Raw genomic sequence first — 19,577 nt, 5'->3', positions numbered from 1 at the left:
CAGCCGGGGCGGTGGGCGCGAATCGAAGGTGTTGCAAGCATGCGCATTGACGCATATGTTTGTCGGGTGGGACATGATCATACGCATCACGTATCACCGGAGAGCGCCTCCGGGAAGTATGTCGGCCGTCTGGCTCTGGCACTGGCCATCGGCATGGGATTCATGCTGATCGAGTTGGTGTTCGCAGTGGTCACCGGTTCGCTGGCACTGCTCTCGGATGCCGCCCATATGCTCACCGACGTGGTGGGTATCGCCATGGCGCTGTCGGCGATCATGCTGGCCCGCAACACCCGTCCGAGCTATACACGCACCTTCGGTTACTACCGTGCCGAGGTGATCGCCGCGCTCGCCAACGCCGTACTGCTGTTCGCGGTCGCCGGATACGTACTGATCGAGGCCGCGCGCCGGTTCGGGGAGCCGCCGGAGGTGCCCGGTGGTCCGGTGCTCGCCGCGGGTGCGATCGGTCTGGTGGCCAATATCGCGGCCTTCCTGCTGTTGCGTCGCGGGGCCGAGGAGAGCCTCAATGTGCGCGGGGCCTATCTCGAGGTACTGGCCGATATGATCGGTTCGTTCGGTGTCCTGGTATCCGCCGCGATCACGCTGACCACCGGCTGGCTCTACGCCGATATGGTCGTCGGCGTCGCGATCGGCCTCTGGGTACTGCCCCGGACCTATCTGCTGGCCCGGCGGTCGCTGCGCATCCTGTTCCAGCACAGCCCCGAAGAACTCGACGTCGAGAAGGTGGCGGACGAACTGGCCGCCGTCCCCGGGGTCTGTGATGTCCACGATCTCCACGTCTGGACGCTGACCTCGGGAATGGAGGTCGCCTCGGCTCATATCACCACCACGGGCTCCGATTCCGGTGACGAGATCCTGCGCGCGGCCCAGCGGCTGCTGGCCGACCGGTTCCATATCCAGCACGCGACCCTCCAGGTCGAGACCACCGATAGCGCCCGCCGCTGTGCCGAGCTGTCCTGGTGACCCCGTAACGATCAATCGAGATATTCGGCCATAATGTCGGGATGGTGCAGCGTCCGTCGATCCGGGACTGGGACTTTCCCCGTGGAGTCGCCAGCGTCGCGCTCATGGCCGCGTACGGGGCCGAGCACGGGGTCCCCACGGTGGCGCTGCTACGCGGGACCGATCTCACCGAAGCCCGGCTACACGACCCGGACGCCCAGATCGACGCGCATACCGAACTCGCGGTGGTGCGCAACCTGGTCCGCGAACTGGACCGCCCCGGAATGGGGATCGAGGTGGGCCGGCGCTACCGCATCACCACCTTCGGGATCTTCGGATTCGCCTGTGTCAGCAGTCCGACGCTGGCCGAGGCCATCGATTTCGCCCTGCGCTATCTCGAGCTGAGCTTCACCTTCTGCCTGCCGGTCACCCAGTGGGAGCACGGGGAATTCATCGGCCGCATCCACGACGAATCGGTACCCGCCGATGTACGCCGGTTCCTGGTGGAACGCGATGTGACGGCCATGCATCAGGTGATGAGCGATCTGCTGGGCCGGCATCTGGCCCTGCTGCGCGCGGAATTCCGGTTCCCCGAACCGCCCTACGCCGACCTGATCGCCGAGGTGACCGTGGCCCGGCCGCGGTTCGGGCAGCCGCACAACCTGGTGGCCATCGATCCGGCGATCCTGGATCAGCCGCTGCCGCAGGCCAACGAGCACACCCTGGCCATCTGCCTGGCCCAGTGCCGGGACCTGGTGCACCGGCGGCGGGCACGGACCGGGATCGCCGCGGAGGTGCGGGCCCGGCTGGTGCCGCGCGGCGGGCTGGACCGTCTTGCCGCGCCCCCCGGTATCGATACCGTCGCCACCGATCTGAACATGAGTACCCGCACCCTGCGCCGCCATCTCGACGCGGCCGGTACGAGCTATCGCGCGCTACTCGACGAGGTCCGCCAAGCTCTGGCGGAGGAGATGCTGACCACGACACCTCTGTCGGTGAGCGATGTGGCGATCCGGCTCGGCTACGCGGAGGCATCGACTTTCATCTACGCCTTCCGGCGCTGGACGGGCGGTACTCCCGCCGCCTATCGCCGCGCCCACGCCCGCCGGTACTGACCCGATCAGAACGGAGTACCGATCCAGCCCCCCATCGGGACGGTGCGGAAATGCGTGATCAGCCGGTGTTGATCGTCGACCACGTGCAATGCGATCGCTGGATCCGGTGCGTAATCCATCACCCGCTCGGGCGGCGCCAGCTCCCATTCACCGCCCAGCACCGACGCCGTACTCGGACCCATGAGCAGCGGACGCCCCGCGAATGTGGCGACCGCGGCCGTATGCGCGTGCCCGGCCAGGGTCCCGATGATCCGTTCGTCCCCGGCGATCACGGCGGCCAGGCGCTCCGGGCCGGCCAGGGCGATGGAGTCCACGATCGGGCTGTGCAGGAAAACCGGCGGATGGTGCAGCGCCAGCAGAACGGCGTCGTCGGCGGGGGTTTCGGCGAGGGTGGCGTGCAACCAGTCGTAGGTCTCTTCGGTCAGCCTTCCACCGGACTGACCGGGGACACTGGAATCCAGCAGGATCAATGTCAGGCTGCCGACCCGGTGGGCGTGATTGACGGGGTCGGTGAGCGGGGGAGCGCCCAGCAGCACCTCGCGGAATGCGGCGCGTTCGTCGTGATTACCCGGAATCGCGAGAACCGGGAGATCGGCCTGTAGCGCCGACCGGGCTTCGGCGTACTGCTCGGGTTTCCCGGAATCGGTGATATCGCCGGTCACCACGATCACATCGGGCCGCCGCCGCAGGTCCGCGAGATAGGCCATGACCCGTTGCGCGCGTTCGACGTTACGGGTACCGAGATCGAAATGTGTATCGCTGACCTGGGCCACCAGGATCATCGGGCCTCCTGTGTTCAATTGCGCGCCTCCGGCGCGCGGGGCCGAGGCCCCGAAGTCCCACCGTTGCGCCCGCGAGACTCGCGCCTGCGGCGCATGCGCTTCGCGGGCGCAACGGTGGGACGGCCTCGCCCCTTTCAGGGTCTCGTAAGACTCGACACCGCGTGGGGTCCCTGTCCGGCGTTGGGTCCATCAGCCAGCTTAGGGGAGGTGACCGGCATGAACAGCGTGGGTATGAGGGAGGACACCGCCGTCGCGAGGTGTGCGAGATGTGGACTCGGTCGCGAGGCTTCCCGGCGCGGGATCCGGCCGGGGCTCACCCGAGGCTGCCGCGCCCGCGCGGAGTCGCCGGCTTCGGCAGCTGCCCGCGTCGTTTCCCGGAATCCGGGAAGTCACCGGGGTCCGGGTAGGACCGGCGGTGGGCCCGGCAGCGGCGACCAGAAGTCGTCACCGGGTGGCGCTTCCAGGGACAGCAGGCCGTTGGGGCGCCAGTCGGCGGCCAGGGTCAGGCGCCAGGAGTGCAGATGGGCGCGCGCCGTGGCGCCGGAGCGGTCGAAGAGTGGGTCGCCCAGGATCGGGTGGCCGATCCAGGCCAGGTGTACGCGCAGCTGGTGTCGGCGGCCGGTGATCGGGCGCAACGCTACGACGGTGTGGTCGGGGTGGCGGGTCAGGACGGTGAACTCGGTGGTCGAGGGATAGTTCTTGGTGTTCAGCAGGTCCGATTCGGCGACGGACCAGCGATCGCCGTCGCGCCGGATGGTTTCGCGGGGGGCGGCGACCCGGACGCGGTTCTTGCGGCCCACGCTGAGCGGGAGTTCGATGGTGCCGGACTCCGGGAGTCCGTGCGAGCCGGAGGCGACGAGCGCCAGATACACCTTCTCGGCTGTCTGCTTGTTGAACTGGCGGGTCAGCGGGCCGTGCGCGGACAGGTCCCGGGCGAACAGGATCAGGCCCGAGGTCACCTTGTCGATCCGGTGGACCGGATACAGCTTCTCGCCGTGCTCCTCGGCGGCGGCCACGATATCGCTGTCGTGGCGCTCCCCGGTGACCGAGATCCCGGCCGGTTTGTTCAGCGCCAGAATCGCCTCGTCCTCGGTGAGCAGGCTGCGGGCGCGCAGCTCGGGCCAGTCGATATCCACCGGACGAGCCTAGGCCCACAACAGACCGCTGCCTGTCTGGACTGTCGAGATGCGACTGTCGACATGTGTGCCGGTACCGGTGATATCACGAAACTCCCGGGATCCCGGGAGGGCCGCGAGTCGGGGCCGGTAGAGGCACAATGGCGGACAGTAGGCCGTGAGTCAGTGATATCGCAGACGGCGGTTCGGGAGGGCTTCGCCTTTCCGGCCGCGTTCGATGATCGAATCGCCCGTCGAGCGGGTTCGTCGTGGACCAGTGTCCATCGGGCGCGAGAGCTAGCCGGACCGATCTCCCCAGGAGTGATGGTGGCCTCTTCGACTCCGCGCAATTTCGGCCGGTCCACGGCCGGTGACCGGGTCGTGACCGGTGGGCGGACCCTGATGCTGATCCTGGCCACGGTGGGGTTCGCGCTCAACTTCTGGGCGTGGGCCCTGCTCAGTCCGCTGGCGCCGCGATTCCGCGACGAGCTCGGGCTGAACTCCGTCCAGGAGTCGCTGGTGGTCGCTGTTCCGGTGATCGTGGGTTCGCTGGGGCGGATCCCGATCGGCGCGCTGGCCGACCGCTACGGCGGCCGACTGATGTTCCCGGTGGTCTCGCTGATCACCGTGGTCCCCGTGCTGTTCCTGGGGCTCGTCGGGCATTCCGCGCTGGCGGCGCTGCTGATCGGTGGGTTCTTCCTCGGTGTCGCCGGCACGGTGTTCGCGGTCGGGGTGCCGTTCGTGAGCGCGTGGTTTCCGCCGGAGAAACAGGGGCTGGCGATCGGTGTGTACGGCATGGGTATGGGTGGTACCGCGATCAGCGCCCTGACCACGGTGCGACTGGTGGACGCGGTCGATACCGCCACACCCTTTCTGTTGTGCGCGGCCGCGCTGGTGATCTACGCGATCGTCGCCTGGTACCTGCTGCGTGACGCGCCCGGTCGCACACCGTCGGCCGAGTCGATCACCGCCCGGTTGAACGAGACGGTGCGATTACCGGTGACCTGGGCGGCTTCGGCCCTGTACGCCGTCTCGTTCGGTGGTTTCGTGGCGTTCTCCGTATATCTGCCCTCCTATCTACGCACCGCCTACGACCTGTCGCAGACCGACGCGGCCAACCGTATGGCCGGGTTCGTCCTGCTCGCGGTGATCATGCGACCGGTCGGCGGCTGGCTGGCGGATCGGTTCGACGCTCCGACCGTCCTCGCGACCACGCTGTGTGTCGTCGTGATCGCCGCCTCCGTCCAAGCCGCGACTCCCGATCTCGCGCCCATCGGCACCATCGCCTTCCTCGCACTGGCCGCCGCCCTCGGGGCCGGTAGCGGCGCCACCTTCGCGCTGGTCGCCCTGATCGCGCCACCGGGCAAGGTCGGGGCGGTCACCGGGTTCGTGGGGGCGGCCGGTGGGCTGGGCGGATTCGTGCCGCCGCTGGTGATGGGCACCATCTACGAGGCCACCGAGGATTACGGGCCGGGTCTGCTGGCGCTCGCGGTCGTGGCACTCGTCGCGCTGCTGTTCACGGTGATCGTGGTACGGCGGCAGGTCGATCAGAACCAGACCTGATGCTGCGATACTGCGATACCTCCGCCTTCGCTGCGGCCTCCGCGGCTCGCATCACACTGCTCGGGAGGAGGCTTCATTTGCGATACCTCCGCCTTCGCTGCGGCCTCCGCGGACCGCATGAAACTGCTTCGAAGGAGGTGCGATACCTCCGCCTTCGCTACGGCCTCCGCGGACCGCATGTACACCTTTCGAAGGAGACTCTATGATCCACAACCGCCGTGGCTCGGGGCACGCGGGGCTCGACGACGGGCTGACCGACGCGCTGGTGGGCACCCGGCGGTTCTTCACCCGCGCGAAAGTGTCCGCGGACCGGCGTTCGATGTTCGAGGTCGGTGGCCGGCAGGCGGACGAGTTCTACCGGGACCGCTGGAGTCACGACAAGGTGGTGCGGTCCACGCACGGGGTGAACTGCACCGGATCGTGTTCTTGGAAGATCTATGTCAAAGACGGGATCATCACCTGGGAGACCCAGCAGACCGACTATCCGTCGGTGGGCCCGGACAAACCCGAGTACGAGCCGCGCGGGTGTCCGCGTGGCGCGGCGTTCTCCTGGTACACCTATTCGCCCACCCGGGTGCGTTATCCGTATATCCGCGGCGTGCTGCTGGAGATGTACCGGGCCGCGAAGGCGGCGACCGGCGATCCGGTGACCGCGTGGGAGACCATCGTCGAAGACCCGGAATCGGCGCGACGCTACAAATCCGCGCGCGGTAAGGGCGGTTTGGTGCGGGCCACCTGGGACGAGGCGACCGAGATGATCGCGGCCGCCCATATCTACACCATCGCCCGGTACGGGCCGGACCGGATCGCGGGATTCTCGCCGATTCCGGCGATGTCGATGGTGTCGCACGCGTCGGGTGCCCGGTTCGTTTCGCTGGTGGGCGGGACGATGCTGTCCTTCTACGACTGGTACGCGGATCTGCCGGTGGCCTCACCGCAGGTGTTCGGCGACCAGACCGACGTCCCGGAATCGGGGGACTGGTGGGACGCCGGTTATCTGATCATGTGGGGATCGAATCTGCCGGTGACCCGCACTCCGGACGCGCACTGGATGACCGAGGCTCGCTATCGCGGGCAGAAGGTCGTCGCGGTCTCCCCGGATTACGCCGACAATGTGAAGTTCGCCGATGAATGGCTGGCCCCGCATCCCGGAACCGACGGCGCGCTGGCCATGGCCATGGGGCATGTGGTGCTGCGCGAGTTCTTCGTCGAACGTGAGGTGCCGTATTTCACCAGCTACGTCCGTCAGTTCACCGATCTGCCGTTCCTGGTGCGGGTGGAGGAGACCGCGGACGGCTACGTCGCGGGCAAGTTCCTGACAGCGGCGGATCTCGACGAACACGCCGGGGTGGAGAATGCCGCGTTCAAAACCGTGGTGCTCGACGCCGACGGTCGTCCGGTCGTCCCGAACGGTTCGGTCGGCCATCGCTACGGCGAAGCCGGGGTGGGGAACTGGAATCTCGATCTCCGAGGCGTGGTGCCGCGGCTGACACTGTTCGGCGATACCGCGGTCCCGGTGCGGCTGCCCCGGTTCGACACGGTGGGCGGTGACGACACCACGACGCTGCGCGGTGTGCCGGTGCGCCGGGTGAACGGTCACCTCGTCACCACCGTGTTCGATCTGATGCTGGCGCAGTTCGGTGTGCACCGGAAGGGCCTGCCGGGGTCGTGGCCGATCGACTACGACGATCCCTCCCAGCCCTACACGCCTGCCTGGCAGGAATCGATCACCGGTGTTCCGGCCTCGGCGGTACTGCGGATCGCGCGCGAGTTCGCGGGCAACGCCGAGGAGAGCCACGGCCGCTCGATGATCATCATGGGCGCCGGCACCAACCACTGGTTCCACTCCGACACGATCTACCGTGCGTTTCTCGCCCTGACCACGCTCACCGGATGCCAGGGCGTGAACGGCGGTGGCTGGGCGCATTACGTGGGGCAGGAGAAATGCCGTCCGGTCACCGGATGGGCACAGCTGGCGTCGGGGCTGGACTGGTCGCGGCCGCCGCGCCAGATGATCCAGACCGCGTTCTGGTACCTGCATTCCGACCAGTTCCGCTACGACTGGTTCGGCGCGGACAAGCTCTCGGCCACGCCCGGCGCCGGCCGGCTGGGGGGGATGAGTACCGCCGATGTGATCGCGCAATCCGCGCGGCTGGGCTGGATGCCGTCCTATCCCACCTTCGACCGCAACCCGCTGGATTTGGTCGAAGCCGCCGAAGCTCAGGGCGGGTCGCTGGCCGGGTATGTGGTGTCCGAACTGCGTTCCGGCCGTATGCGCTTCGCCTGCGAGGACCCGGACGCACCCGAGAACTTCCCCCGGGTGCTGAGTGTGTGGCGGGCCAATCTGCTGGGTTCCTCGGCCAAGGGCAACGAATACTTCCTCGAACATCTACTGGGCACCGAATCCTCGCTGCGCGCCAAACAGACTCCGGCGGGGGCCCGCCCGCGTGATGTGGTGTGGCGGCCCGACGCTCCGCGCGGCAAGCTGGACCTACTGCTGACCCTGGATTTCCGGATGACCGGCACCACGCTGTTCTCCGATGTCGTGCTGCCCGCCGCGACCTGGTACGAGAAGCACGATCTGAACACCACCGATATGCACCCCTTCGTGCATTCGTTCAACCCGGCCATCGCACCGCCGTGGCAGACCCGCACCGATTGGGACGCCTTCCGGGCGATCGCGGAGAAATTCAGCGAACTAGCCGGTCCCCGGCTCGGGGTCCGCAAGGATGTGGTGGCGGTGCCGCTGTTGCACGACACTCCCGACGAGCTCGCCACACCGCACGGCCGGGTCGCGGACTGGAAGACCGGGGATGTCGAACCGGTCCCAGGGGTCACCATGCCGAAATTGGTGGTGGTGGAGCGCGATTACGGCGCGATCGCGGCGAAGATGAGCGCGCTGGGCCCGCTGGCGGAAAAGCTCGGCGGCACCACGAAGGGCGTCACCTTCGATTTCGGTCCCGAGGTCGAATATCTACGGCACAAGAACGGAGTGATCCGCGGTGGCCCGGCCGACGGGCGGCCGTCGTTGCAGCGCGGTATCCAGGCCTGCGAGGCGATCCTGGCCTTGTCCGGCACCACCAACGGCCGTCTGGCCACCGAGGGTTTCCGGACACTCGAGCAGCGCACGGGGGTCCGGCTGGCCGATCTGGCCGCCGAGCACGAGGGCAAACAGATCACTTTCGCCGATACTCAGGCCGCGCCGGTCCCGGTGATCACCTCACCGGAATGGTCGGGGTCGGAAACAGGTGGCCGCCGGTATTCGCCGTTCACGATCAACGTCGAACGCCGCAAACCCTGGCATACCCTCACCGGCCGCCAGCATTTCTATCTCGACCACGATTGGATGACCGAACTCGGCGAGGGACTGCCGGTGTATCGGCCGCCGCTGAACATGGCGGCGCTGTTCGGGGAACCGGTACTGGGATCGACGGGGGAACTGGGTGTCACCGTCCGCTATCTCACCCCACACAGCAAATGGTCCATCCACTCCGAATACCAGGACAATCTGTTCATGCTGAGTCTGTCGCGCGGCGGACCCAACATCTGGATATCGCCACGGGACGCGGCGACGATCGGTGTCGCCGACAACGAATGGGTGGAGGCGGTCAACCGCAACGGTGTGGTGGTGGCCCGGGCGGTGGTCTCGCACCGGATGCCGGCCGGAACCGTGTACATGTACCACGCGCAGGACCGGCTCATCGATGTGCCGATCAGCGAGACCTCCGGGCAGCGCGGCGGTATCCACAATTCGCTGACCCGGCTGCTGGTCAAACCCAGCCATCTCATCGGCGGCTACGCCCAGCTCAGTTTCGCGTTCAACTATCTCGGACCCACCGGTAATCAACGCGACGAGGTGACCGTGATCCGCCGTCGCAGCCAGGAGGTGAGCTACTGATGCGGGTGATGGCGCAGATGGCGATGGTGATGAATCTCGACAAATGTATCGGCTGCCACACCTGTTCGGTCACCTGCAAACAGGCGTGGACGAACCGGTCGGGCGTGGAATACGTGTGGTTCAACAATGTGGAGACCCGGCCCGGACAGGGATATCCGCGCACCTACGAGGATCAGGACCGGTGGCGCGGCGGCTGGGATCTGAACCGCCGGGGCCGGCTGCAACTCAAGGGCGGCGGCCGGTTGCGCAAATTGTTCACGATCTTCAGCAATCCGATCCTGCCCGAGTTGAGCGACTACTACGAACCCTGGACCTACGACTACGAGAACCTCACCACCGCACCCGCCCAGCGGCATACCCCGGTGGCCCGCCCGAAATCGCTCATCACCGGCGAGGACACGAAAATCGAATGGTCGGCGAACTGGGACGACGATCTCGGTGGCGCGCCCGAATTCGGTGATCGCGACCCCTTGTTACGCAAACTCACCGAGAGGGTGCGCTTCGAATTCGAGCAGACCTTCATGTTCTATCTACCGCGGATCTGCGAACACTGCCTGAATCCGTCCTGCGCGGCATCGTGCCCCTCGGGAGCGATCTACAAACGCAGTGAGGACGGAATCGTCCTGGTGGACCAGGACCGGTGCCGGGGCTGGCGGATGTGTGTCTCCGGCTGCCCTTACAAGAAGGTCTATTTCAACCACCGCACCGGGAAAGCCGAGAAATGCACGTTCTGTTTCCCGCGGGTGGAGGTCGGGTTGCCGACGGTCTGCGCCGAAACCTGTGTGGGCCGGTTGCGCTATATCGGCTTGGTTCTCTACGACGCCGACAGGGTACTCGAAGCGGCGGCCACACCCGACGAACAGGGACTCTACGAAGCGCAGCGCGAGGTCTTCCTCGATCCCGCCGATCCCGAGGTGCGGCGCGCGGCCGAACGCGCCGGTATCCCGTGGGACTGGGTGGAGGCCGCCGACCGCTCGCCGATCTATGCGCTGATCAACACCTATAAGGTCGCACTGCCGCTGCATCCGGAATACCGCACCATGCCGATGGTCTGGTACATCCCGCCGCTGTCGCCGGTGGTCGATATCGTCCGCGATACCGGTCACGATGCCGAGGACTACGGCAATCTCTTCGCCGCGATCGAGGCCCTGCGTATTCCGGTGGAATATCTCGCGCAGCTGTTCACCGCCGGGGACCCCGAACCGGTGACCGCGGTACTTCGCCGATTGGCCGCCATGCGCAGCTATATGCGCGATATAAATCTCGGCCGCGAACCGCAGGAACGTATCGCGGAGGCGGTCGGTATGACCGGCGAGCAGATCTACGATATGTTCCGGCTGCTCGCCCTGGCCAAATACGACGAGCGCTACGTGATTCCGCCCGCGCATACCGAATCGGCGCATGGGTTGGAAGAACTCGCCACCGAATGCAGCCTGGACTATGAAGGCGGTCCGGGCATGACCGATTCCGGCCCGTTCGGGGAGGGTTCGGGCGGGGTATCGCCCATCGCGGTGGAGAACTTCCGCATGCTGCGCAACCGGCAGACCGCCGAAACCGCCACCAGCGTCGGCGGACGTGGCCGGGTGAACCTGCTCAACTGGGATGGAAAGGTCCCCGACGGGCTCTTCCCGCCCGAGGGCAGTCCGGCATCCGTCGACGCGGACGACGAGCGATGAAGGCGGCCCGAGGTCTGGACCCGGCCGCCCGCGCCGCCGCCTGGCAGGTGCAGTCGTTGCTGCTCGGCTACCCGGACGAATCACTGCGCCGCACCATGGATCTACTGGGCACGGTGGCGGCGACACTGCCCTCGCCGGTGGGTGCTCCGCTCACCCGGTTCCTGAGTCATGTGCGCACCCGGTCGGTGTTCGAACTCGCCGCCGACTATGTGGCGACCTTCGATCACCGCAAACGGTTCAGCCCCTACCTCACTTATTTCGCCTACGGCGACACCCGCAAACGCGGCGTCGCGCTGTTGCGTTTCAAACAGGCGTACCGCGAAGCCGGGCTGAAACTCTCCGACGAGGAACTACCCGACCACCTGTCCGTGGTACTCGAATTCGCCGCGTCCGGTAACGCCGAAACCGGGTTACGCCTGCTCATCGAGCATCGAGCCGGCCTGGAAGTGATGCGCCGGGGTCTGCGCGACTCCGGCTCGCCCTGGGCGGACATTCTCGAATCGGTCACCGCGACCCTGCCCGCACTGGCCGGTTCCGAAGAAGACGCCGTCGCCCGGCTCATCGCCGAAGGCCCACCCGAGGAAGCCGTCGGCCTCGCCCCGTTCACCCCACCGCAGTACCTCCCCGATCCGGTCGTGGCCCGCCCCGGAACCGGCCGCGCCGGTCCGGACACCTCCTCCGTCTACTCCGGATCACCCGCCCCGCCGGAGGCCGGGCAGATGAACACGGAGGCGCGTCGATGAACATCACCATGCTCGCCGCCCCGGGCGAAAACCTCACCGCCGGCGATACTCTGCTGTGGGTCGCACTGCCCTACGCGTCCATCGCGATTTTCCTGGTGGGCCACTACTGGCGCTACCGCTACGACAAGTTCGGCTGGACCACCCGTTCCTCCCAGCTCTACGAGAACCGGCTGCTCCGGCTGGGTAGCCCGCTGTTCCACTACGGGATCCTGCTGGTGATCCTCGGCCATATCGTCGGCCTGTTGATACCCGAGGGCTGGACCGAGGGCATCGGTATCGGTGAGGGGGTGTACCACGCCGCGTCGACCATCCTCGGGATACTGGCCGGAGTAGCCACCCTCGCGGGAGCCGCGATCCTCATCTACCGCCGCCGCACCATCGGCCCGGTGTTCTCCGCGACCACCACCAACGACAAGATCATGTATGTGCTGCTCATCGGCACACTGCTCCTGGGGTTCGGCACCACCGTGGTCAACAACGCCGACAATCATCCCCACGACTATCGGCAGACGGTCTCCCCGTGGTTCCGCTCGATCCTGTCCTTCCGCCCGGACACCGATCTGATCCTCGCCGCCCCCATCGGATTCCAGCTCCATGCGCTCGCCGCCTGGCTGCTGTTCGCGTTCTGGCCGTTCACCCGGCTGGTCCATGTGTTCTCGATGCCGCTCGGATACCTGACCAGGCCCTATATCGTCTACCGCAGCCGCGACCGGGAACTGGGTTCCCGGCCGGAGCGGCGGGGGTGGGAGCGGATTCGGTAATCCGACTTCCTAGCTGTGGTCTTCGGGCGGTAAGCCGGTGATGTACCGGTTCAGTCCGCCCCGGTGATACCAACCGTATGGTCGCCCAACCAGAAGTGAACAACGCGTCAACACGTGACGTGCGCGGAAATCGATGTGGTCCAGGGACGGAACGATGATTCCGCTGGGGCCCGATCTCAGGACTTCGTCCAAGGTCCACGGGACCGGGTCGCTCGGATCGTGGACCGCGACGCGTTGAATATGGAACCCGTGCGCAGCGGCGAGCAACCCGCATTCGGTTTCGAGCAACACTCGGCCGACGCCACAGAGCGAACGCTTCAGAAACACGATGGCATGCGGCATCAGCGGTTCGCCCTATTCGTCCATGCGGAACAGTGGCGTCCTGAAAATGATTCTGGACGGGCAGGGTATTGCCTGATGGAGACCAACCGGATCACTCCTGTCGAAAGCAGCGAACAACTACTGCCCGAGCGTCTCCGGAAGGGCGGTCTCGTCTCGTCGCTCTCTGTGTCCCCGCTTCATCGCGGTGATATCTTCTGCGTCTCTTCTGTTCTCGGCTGCCCGCGTTGACCACACCCCTGGAGATGGGACATGGCGACCTTCCTGAAAGTGCTCTTGCAACAACGCCACTTGCAAACGGTCGCGGCGTTCAACAGGGAGTACGACCGGCATGCGCTGAAGATCGATCCAGCGATCGTGGGTTGCGGCCCGAAGAAAGCGCAGTTCTACCGATGGTTGTCCGGGGATATCAGCGGCCTGCCCTATCCGCACCATCGCCGCATCCTGCAGGACATGTTTCCGGGCTGGTCGATGGAGGAGCTGTTCCAGCATCACGCGGGAGCCGATCCGGACCCGGTGCTTCCGAGAATCGTGGTCGCTCCGGAGCCGACTCCGGGGGTCGAGTCTCCCACTGCCGATGTCGAATCGGTCTTCCCGAGCCGCGCCGCCTTCACGCAACGAATGCCGCCCCAACAGTTGTTCGAGCGCGCGCGCACCATAGATATGGTCGGTATCTCGCTGAACCTCATGTGCCAGCAATATCCCGAACACGAGATCTATCGGTTGCTGGAGTCCGGTGCTGAGATCAGGTGCCTGTTTCTCGATCCTGCGGGCGTGCAGATCAAGCAGCGTGAATCGGAGGAAGGGCAGGAAGCCGGTTCGCTCTCCGGTCTCACTGCGCTGAATATGCGGGCCTTGCAGCGGATCGGTAGCTCTTCCCCGACGCCACACGGCTTCCTGCGCCTTCGAACCTATGACGAGATCGCTCGATTCAACATCGTCATCGTCAACTCCGTACGCTGTGTTGTGCAGCCCTATCTCCCACTCGCACGCGGCCTGGATTCGCCCACTTTCGTCGCACGTCGGTCGGGGACATCGGGAATCTTCGATACATTTGCCGCAGTGTTCGAGGGGATGTGGGTGCGCGGAAAGGAGCTTCGGCAGTGACCGATTCCGTCACTCTGCTGGCCATCGCGCGGAGAGCTGTTGCCCAGGGTGCCGATCTGTTGTCCAGCATCAGCCCCGGCGCAGTTCATACGAAGGGCGACCGCGACTTCGTGACCGAATTGGATCTGGAGATCCAGCGCACGGTGCGCCTTCATCTCCAGTCGGCGACGCCGTGGGCGGGGTTTCTCGGTGAAGAGACCGAAGGTCAGGCGACCTCGGAGTCGGACACAGAGTATGTGTGGACGCTCGATCCCATCGACGGGACCTCCAATTTCATACACGGCCTGCCGCTGTGTGCCGTCTCGCTGGCTCTGCTGCACGATGGAAAGCCGAAGATCGGGGTCATCGGAGCGCCATTTCTCGGGCTCGAGTATTACGCAGGTGAAGGCATGGGAGCTTTCGTCAACGATGAACTCATCACCACCGGCACGGCGCAGCGGCTGGGAGATGCCATTGTCTCGATCGGTGATTATGCCGTCGGAGACCGTGCCGACGCCGCGAATCGGGAGCGGTTCGCTCTTACTCGCGCCCTCGCCGAATCCGTCGAGCGTGTCCGAATGTTCGGGTCTGCTGCTGTTGATCTGGCGTGGGTTGCCGAGGGACGCACCGACGGTTGCATCATCTTGTCCAACAAGCCATGGGACATGGCGGCCGGAGTGGTGATTGCTCGGGAGAGCGGTGCTGTGGTGACCGATTCCGACGGAAGAGAACACAGTGCGGTCTCTCGGCATACCGTCGCCGCGAACCCGATGATCTCCTCGGAACTCCTGCGTCTCATAAGCCGAGCTCTCGGATGAGGCCCGGCATCGATGGGCCGGTTGCCAGCGACTTTCTGCGGGAAGACGGTCGCTGGCGCCCGGCCCTTACGGATAATGGCGCTGGATCATGGAACCGGAACTGCCTCGCTGGGGGTCGGCCGGATCGGCTGGTGCTCCCCGGGAGTTTCGGGTGCAGCCGGGGTGTGCCGGTCGGCGAGCAATGTCGCGCCCGCGCTCGCGCCGACCACCGCGGCGATACCCAACCACTGCACCGGCCGCAATGTCTCGCCGAGCAGGAGGAGCCCGGCCAGGGCGGCCACCGCGGGCCCCATGCTCATCATGACGCCGAAGGTCGAGACCTCCATGCGGCGTAGCGCGTTGAGTTCGATGGCGTGTGGGACCAGTGAGGTGAGGACGGCGACGGCGACTGCTCCGATGAGGAACCACGGGTCGAGGGGGAGGTCCTCGGCGCGGGTCAGCAATACCGGGACCGTGACCAGGGTGCCGAGTCCCAGGGCGAGGGCGAGGGCGTCGTTGGTCGCGGTGTGGCGGGCGACCGCTTTGCCGAAGACGATGTAGCCGGCCCAGCCGAGTCCGGACAGCAGCGCGAAGCCGATCCCGGTCCACGAGGCGGTTCCGGCGGAATCGGTCAGGAGGAGTACACCGACGCCCGCGGTCGCGGCCAGGATCAGGTTGCTCGGGCGCCAGGAGGTGAGCAGGGCGACGCAGAGCGGGCCGAGGAATTCGATGGTGACCGCCATACCGAGCGGGATGTGCTCGATGGCGGCGTAGAAGCAGAGGTTCATTCCCGCGATGGCGGCGCCGAGCGCGACGATGCCGGGAACGGCGCGGGGGTCGATTCGCAGCGACGGTCGCCAGATGAGCATCGCGAGGAGTCCGGCGAGGGCGATACGCAGGCAGACCGTTGTCTGGGCGCCCGCGATTTCGATCAAATTCTTGGCCGTGGCCGAGCCGAGATGAATGCATATCATCGCGGCGATGACGAGCGCGTGGACCGGAAGGCCCGGGGCTCGATATCCACGTCCTGACCTGCTCGGTAGGACGGGGTCGACTGTGGGGGAGAGTGACACGGCGTCACAGTAATGGTCGAAACTACCAATAGGCATCCGTAGTTTTTCCCGCAGGCGGGGAATGCGCGGCTTTCCGGTGTTTCCGAACGTACGGTTCACGAAATATTGACAATTCCGCGCAATTCCTTAACCCGCCGGCCCCCGTGTGGATCGGCCCCAGCGCATGCTTCGGCAAAGGAACCATCGGAGAAAATGATGGTGGGCTCGATGCCCCCGTTCGACACCGGAGCCGGTCAGAAGTCCCAGACGGCCGGAACGCAACGAAAGGTGTTGCCGGCGGTCGCGACGTGGCAGACGGACGGGAACGGCAAATGGGTGGCCACCAGCGCCTCACGGTTCGCCGCCAGCTCCTGCAAGAGACGGACGCGGACGCGGGCAGCCTCCTCGGGATCGTGTTCGAAGCCGTTGAACCAGTCGGGGCGGTCGAACGCGACCTGGAACACGGCGTCTCCGGCGAACGTCAGACGGTCGCCGCCGGACGCCAGGCGGACCACGCTGTGCCCGGGGGTGTGCCCGCCGGTGCGCGTGGCGACCACCCCCGGCGCCACCTCGTGCTCGGTCTCGAACGGTCGCAGCCGCCCGCGGTATTCCTCCAGGAAACGCGTGGCGGCCGACCGGAGCGCGTCCGGCACTCCCGCCGGCATGGAGGTGCGGGAGAAATCGGGCGACTCCCAGAACTCGGCCTCGGCGGCGGCCACGTGGACCCGCAGGTCCGGACGCAGCCCGCGCCCCAACCCGTCACCGAGCAGCCCACCGATGTGATCCATGTGCAGGTGGGTCAGCACCACGTCGGTCACGGACGCGGTGTCGATACCGGCGGCCTCCAGTCGCACGGCCAACCGCCCGGCCTGCTGGAAGTCCGGGAACTCCGATCCCAGCCCGGCGTCGATGAGCACGGTCTGCTCGCCGCTGCGCACCACGACGACGTTCAGCGGCCAGTCGAGTACATCCGGTGGCAGGAACATATCGTCCAGCCAGGCCGCCAGGTCTGCCGAGTCGGCGTTGTAGGCGAGCGTCTCGGCTCCGATCGGTAGCACCCCATCGCTGATCACCAGCACTTCGATATCGCCGACCTGCACCGCGTAGCGCGACGGGACCAACTCGTCGAGCCCCGGCCTGCCGGAATGTGAGGGGTTGTCCGAGCTCATGATCGTCTCCCTGGGGTCGGATGTATCCGGGGTCCATGCTCTGGATGCTCGGGGCGTGGGGTGTAGCTGATCACTGTTTGCAGTTGTTGTGGTCCGGCCTGCGCCGACGAGCACTTCGGTGATCGCGCGGACGCGGCCCGTGCCGGCGCCGCTGACTGCGGTCGGTGCCGCGACGGGCGAAATGATGTTGTCCCCGGGGGGATCAGGGACCGACGTCGCCGGGCCGCCCCGACGTGAGTCGCTCGGCAGCGTGCGTCGTCGAAGAGGTCGCGCCGATTGTTCCAGCTACTGATCAGCATCCGCGACCCGTGAATGATCGCGGCCGGTGTCGGTGCTGGCACGGGCGCCTCCTCGGATGCCCTCCCCGGGGCATGATCTTACATATGACCAGGGTTCGCGCAGAGTAAGCCGGAAGGCCGGTCGGATGGTGGCGATGTTCAGATCGCTGTCGCTACGGCGTCGCGGCGGATTTCGAGGGATGGGGCGACTGTGTGGTTACCTTCAATGGGCGAGTCCGCCGGCGCCGGAGTCGTCCTGCTCGTCATCGTGGGTGGCCTTCGGCGGAGGGCGGGCCCGCCCGCTGCGAATCCGTGTTAACTTAGCTATGAACGGTCATTAACTCGACCGGCCGGAACGAGCATTTCAGGAGGGACTATGCAGTCCGCAGTCATCGTCGATGTGGTTCGCACGCCGTCCGGGAAGGGTAAGGCCGGTGGTGGGCTGTCCGGGGTGCATCCGGCGACCCTGCTGGCCGGGGTGCTGACCGAACTGTTGCAGCGCAACGAGCTGGATCCGGCACTGGTCGACGATGTGATCGGCGGCTGCGTCACCCAGAGCGGGGAGCAGGCCTTCAATATCTCCCGGACCGCCGTGCTGGCCGCCGGGTTCCCCGAATCGGTACCGGCCACCACCGTGGACCGGCAGTGCGGTTCCTCCCAGCAGGCCGCGCATTTCGCCGCTCAGGGCGTGATCGCGGGCGCCTACGATATCGCCATCGCCTGTGGTGTGGAGTCGATGAGCCGGGTGCCCATGTTCTCCAACGCGCAGGGTCAGGACGCCAACCGCGGGCCCATCGCGCACCGGTACCCGGAAGGTCTGGTGCAGCAGGGTGTAGCCGCCGAGATCCTGGCCGCTCGCTGGAAGCTCGACCGGGCCACGCTGGACGAGTTCGCGGCGCGATCGCATCGGCTGGCGGCGGAGACGGCCGCGGCCGGTGGGTTCGATCGAGAGCTGGTCACCGCCGGTGAGCTGACCGCGGACGAGACCATCCGGGCCGGGTCCACCCCCGAGAAGCTCGCGGGCCTGAAGCCGGCGTTCGCCGACGAGCAGTACACGCGGCGGTTCCCGGAGATCAACTGGTCCATCACGCCGGGCAACTCCTCGCCGCTCACCGACGGAGCCTCGGCGGCGTTGATCATGAGCGAGCAGGCGGCCGCGAAGCTCGGCCTGCGGCCGCGCGCGCGTTTCCACTCCTTCGCGGTGGTGGGCGACGATCCGCTGCTCATGCTGACCGCGCCGGTGCCGGCGTCGAAGAAGGTGCTGGAGCGGGCCGGGCTGACGATCGACGATATCGATGCCTACGAGGTCAACGAGGCGTTCGCGCCGGTGCCGCTCGTCTGGCAGCACGAACTGAACGCCGACCCCGCGAAACTGAACCCGCGCGGCGGGGCCATCGCGCTGGGGCATCCGCTGGGTGCCTCCGGGGTGCGGATCCTGGCGACCATGGTCAACCACCTCGAGCAGACCGGTGGCCGGTACGCGTTGCAGACGATGTGTGAGGCGGGTGGCCTGGCCAACGCCACGATCATCGAACGTCTCTGATCCGCCGGTACGGCCCCGGGACGGAAATCCGTCCCGGGGCCGTGCTGTACGGGTGCGTCGTGGGCCCGAGGCTGTGGTCCGGGCTTGCTGCCGTTCGGCCGGGACCACGACGCGGCCAGAGTCAGAAGCGGCGCGCTCCGACCACGGGCGAATACGCCATCGGGGATATCTCCACGGTGTCGGTCGCGGCGTGGATCACCTGGCCGTCACCGAGGTACAGGGCGGAATGACCGCCGCCGCTGTAGGAGATCACGTCGCCGACGTGTAGCTGATCCAGTGCGACCGGGGTACCGGCGGACAGCTGAGACCAGCTGGTGCGTGGTACCTGCACCCCGGCCTGCTGATATGCCCACTGCACCAGACCCGAACAGTCGAAAACGTTCGGTCCGGTGCCGCCGGAGACGTAGGGCGCCCCGAGCTTGCTGCGCGCCGCCGCGACCGCGACATCACCGACGGGCGGGGCGGGCGATATCTGTGGGGCAGGTATGCCGATGCCGGGGATCCCGGCAGGCAAAGGGATCTGATCGGGAATTTCGAAGGTGCCGATACCGGGAACGGTTATCGGCTGAGCTTGGGCGGGTGCCGTTGTTCCGAGGATGGCGCCGGCCGCGGCGGTCAGGAGAACCAGTGCGGCGCAGCGCTGACGTATCGGTACAGAATCCATAATTGCGGTCCTCCGTGCTCAGGTCGAGAGCCGGTG

Annotated in this window: 16 protein-coding genes; 11 read left to right on the top strand and 5 right to left on the bottom strand. The window is 66.6% G+C overall.

The window, feature by feature from the left end; all coding sequences use genetic code 11:
* Nucleotides 1-66: 66 nt before the first annotated feature.
* Nucleotides 67-981: a cation diffusion facilitator family transporter gene (locus tag IEY68_RS19570; RefSeq protein WP_229718876.1), complete on the top strand. Its 915-nt coding sequence runs from the start codon at nucleotides 67-69 to the stop codon at nucleotides 979-981.
* 41 nt (nucleotides 982-1,022) lie between these two features.
* The gene (locus IEY68_RS19565) at nucleotides 1,023-2,075 is read left to right on the top strand and encodes an AraC family transcriptional regulator (protein WP_058853854.1); all 1,053 of its coding nucleotides are present in this window, start codon (nucleotides 1,023-1,025) and stop codon (nucleotides 2,073-2,075) included.
* A 5-nt stretch (nucleotides 2,076-2,080) separates the two neighbouring features.
* On the opposite strand, the gene IEY68_RS19560 is transcribed toward IEY68_RS19565, so the two are convergent.
* Nucleotides 2,081-2,857 (bottom strand): metallophosphoesterase, encoded by a 777-nt coding sequence (locus IEY68_RS19560; protein ID WP_058853855.1) that lies wholly within the window; start codon nucleotides 2,855-2,857, stop codon nucleotides 2,081-2,083.
* Between the two features lie 389 nt (nucleotides 2,858-3,246).
* Entirely contained in the window at nucleotides 3,247-3,993 is a 747-nt protein-coding gene (locus IEY68_RS19555; protein ID WP_058853856.1) for an RluA family pseudouridine synthase, read from the bottom strand.
* A 306-nt stretch (nucleotides 3,994-4,299) separates the two neighbouring features.
* On the opposite strand from IEY68_RS19555, the gene IEY68_RS19550 reads away from it, so the two are divergent.
* From IEY68_RS19550 to IEY68_RS19515, 8 genes are all read left to right on the top strand, one after another.
* Nucleotides 4,300-5,535, top strand: a complete 1,236-nt coding sequence (locus IEY68_RS19550; RefSeq protein ID WP_229718875.1) for a nitrate/nitrite transporter — start codon at nucleotides 4,300-4,302, stop codon at nucleotides 5,533-5,535.
* A 202-nt stretch (nucleotides 5,536-5,737) separates the two neighbouring features.
* Nucleotides 5,738-9,433 (top strand): nitrate reductase subunit alpha, encoded by a 3,696-nt coding sequence (locus IEY68_RS19545; RefSeq protein ID WP_058853857.1) that lies wholly within the window; start codon nucleotides 5,738-5,740, stop codon nucleotides 9,431-9,433.
* The gene (narH, locus tag IEY68_RS19540; protein WP_058853858.1) at nucleotides 9,433-11,109 is read left to right on the top strand and encodes a nitrate reductase subunit beta; all 1,677 of its coding nucleotides are present in this window, start codon (nucleotides 9,433-9,435) and stop codon (nucleotides 11,107-11,109) included. Before IEY68_RS19545 ends, narH begins: the two co-directional genes overlap by 1 nt.
* Nucleotides 11,106-11,852 (top strand): nitrate reductase molybdenum cofactor assembly chaperone, encoded by a 747-nt coding sequence (narJ, locus tag IEY68_RS19535; RefSeq protein ID WP_063916282.1) that lies wholly within the window; start codon nucleotides 11,106-11,108, stop codon nucleotides 11,850-11,852. Before narH ends, narJ begins: the two co-directional genes overlap by 4 nt.
* Nucleotides 11,849-12,613: a respiratory nitrate reductase subunit gamma gene (narI, locus tag IEY68_RS19530; protein ID WP_229718874.1), complete on the top strand. Its 765-nt coding sequence runs from the start codon at nucleotides 11,849-11,851 to the stop codon at nucleotides 12,611-12,613. The genes narJ and narI overlap by 4 nt, the downstream gene beginning before the upstream one ends.
* Nucleotides 12,614-12,832: 219 nt before the next feature.
* Nucleotides 12,833-13,183: a hypothetical protein gene (locus tag IEY68_RS19525; protein WP_156426074.1), complete on the top strand. Its 351-nt coding sequence runs from the start codon at nucleotides 12,833-12,835 to the stop codon at nucleotides 13,181-13,183.
* A gap of 21 nt (nucleotides 13,184-13,204) precedes the next feature.
* Nucleotides 13,205-14,059 (top strand): DUF5919 domain-containing protein, encoded by an 855-nt coding sequence (locus IEY68_RS19520; protein WP_058853860.1) that lies wholly within the window; start codon nucleotides 13,205-13,207, stop codon nucleotides 14,057-14,059.
* A 56-nt stretch (nucleotides 14,060-14,115) separates the two neighbouring features.
* Entirely contained in the window at nucleotides 14,116-14,856 is a 741-nt protein-coding gene (locus IEY68_RS19515) for an inositol monophosphatase family protein (RefSeq protein WP_373292992.1), read from the top strand.
* A gap of 86 nt (nucleotides 14,857-14,942) precedes the next feature.
* Here IEY68_RS19515 and IEY68_RS19510 read toward each other — a convergent pair whose 3' ends face one another.
* Both IEY68_RS19510 and IEY68_RS19505 read right to left on the bottom strand, forming a co-directional pair.
* Nucleotides 14,943-15,809, bottom strand: coding sequence for an EamA family transporter (locus IEY68_RS19510; RefSeq protein ID WP_058853862.1), 867 nt, complete (start codon nucleotides 15,807-15,809; stop codon nucleotides 14,943-14,945).
* Nucleotides 15,810-16,141: 332 nt separating this feature from the next.
* A complete protein-coding gene (locus IEY68_RS19505; protein WP_058853863.1) occupies nucleotides 16,142-17,056 on the bottom strand; it encodes an MBL fold metallo-hydrolase in 915 nt (304 codons plus the stop codon).
* Nucleotides 17,057-17,710: 654 nt separating this feature from the next.
* On the opposite strand from IEY68_RS19505, the gene IEY68_RS19500 reads away from it, so the two are divergent.
* On the top strand, nucleotides 17,711-18,877 hold the full coding sequence (locus IEY68_RS19500; RefSeq protein ID WP_058853864.1) for a thiolase family protein: 1,167 nt from the start codon (nucleotides 17,711-17,713) through the stop codon (nucleotides 18,875-18,877).
* 121 nt (nucleotides 18,878-18,998) lie between these two features.
* Here the strand turns inward: IEY68_RS19500 and IEY68_RS19495 are convergent, their stop codons facing one another.
* Nucleotides 18,999-19,541 carry a C40 family peptidase gene (locus tag IEY68_RS19495; RefSeq protein ID WP_058853865.1) on the bottom strand — a complete coding sequence of 181 codons (543 nt, stop codon included), beginning with the start codon at nucleotides 19,539-19,541 and terminating at the stop codon, nucleotides 18,999-19,001.
* Nucleotides 19,542-19,577 lie beyond the last annotated feature (36 nt).

The sequence above is a fragment of the Nocardia jinanensis genome (genome assembly GCF_014645735.1).
Lineage (GTDB): Bacteria > Actinomycetota > Actinomycetes > Mycobacteriales > Mycobacteriaceae > Nocardia > Nocardia jinanensis.
The sequence above is the reverse complement of the archived record's forward strand: the minus strand, read 5'-3'. Positions and strand labels throughout refer to the sequence as shown.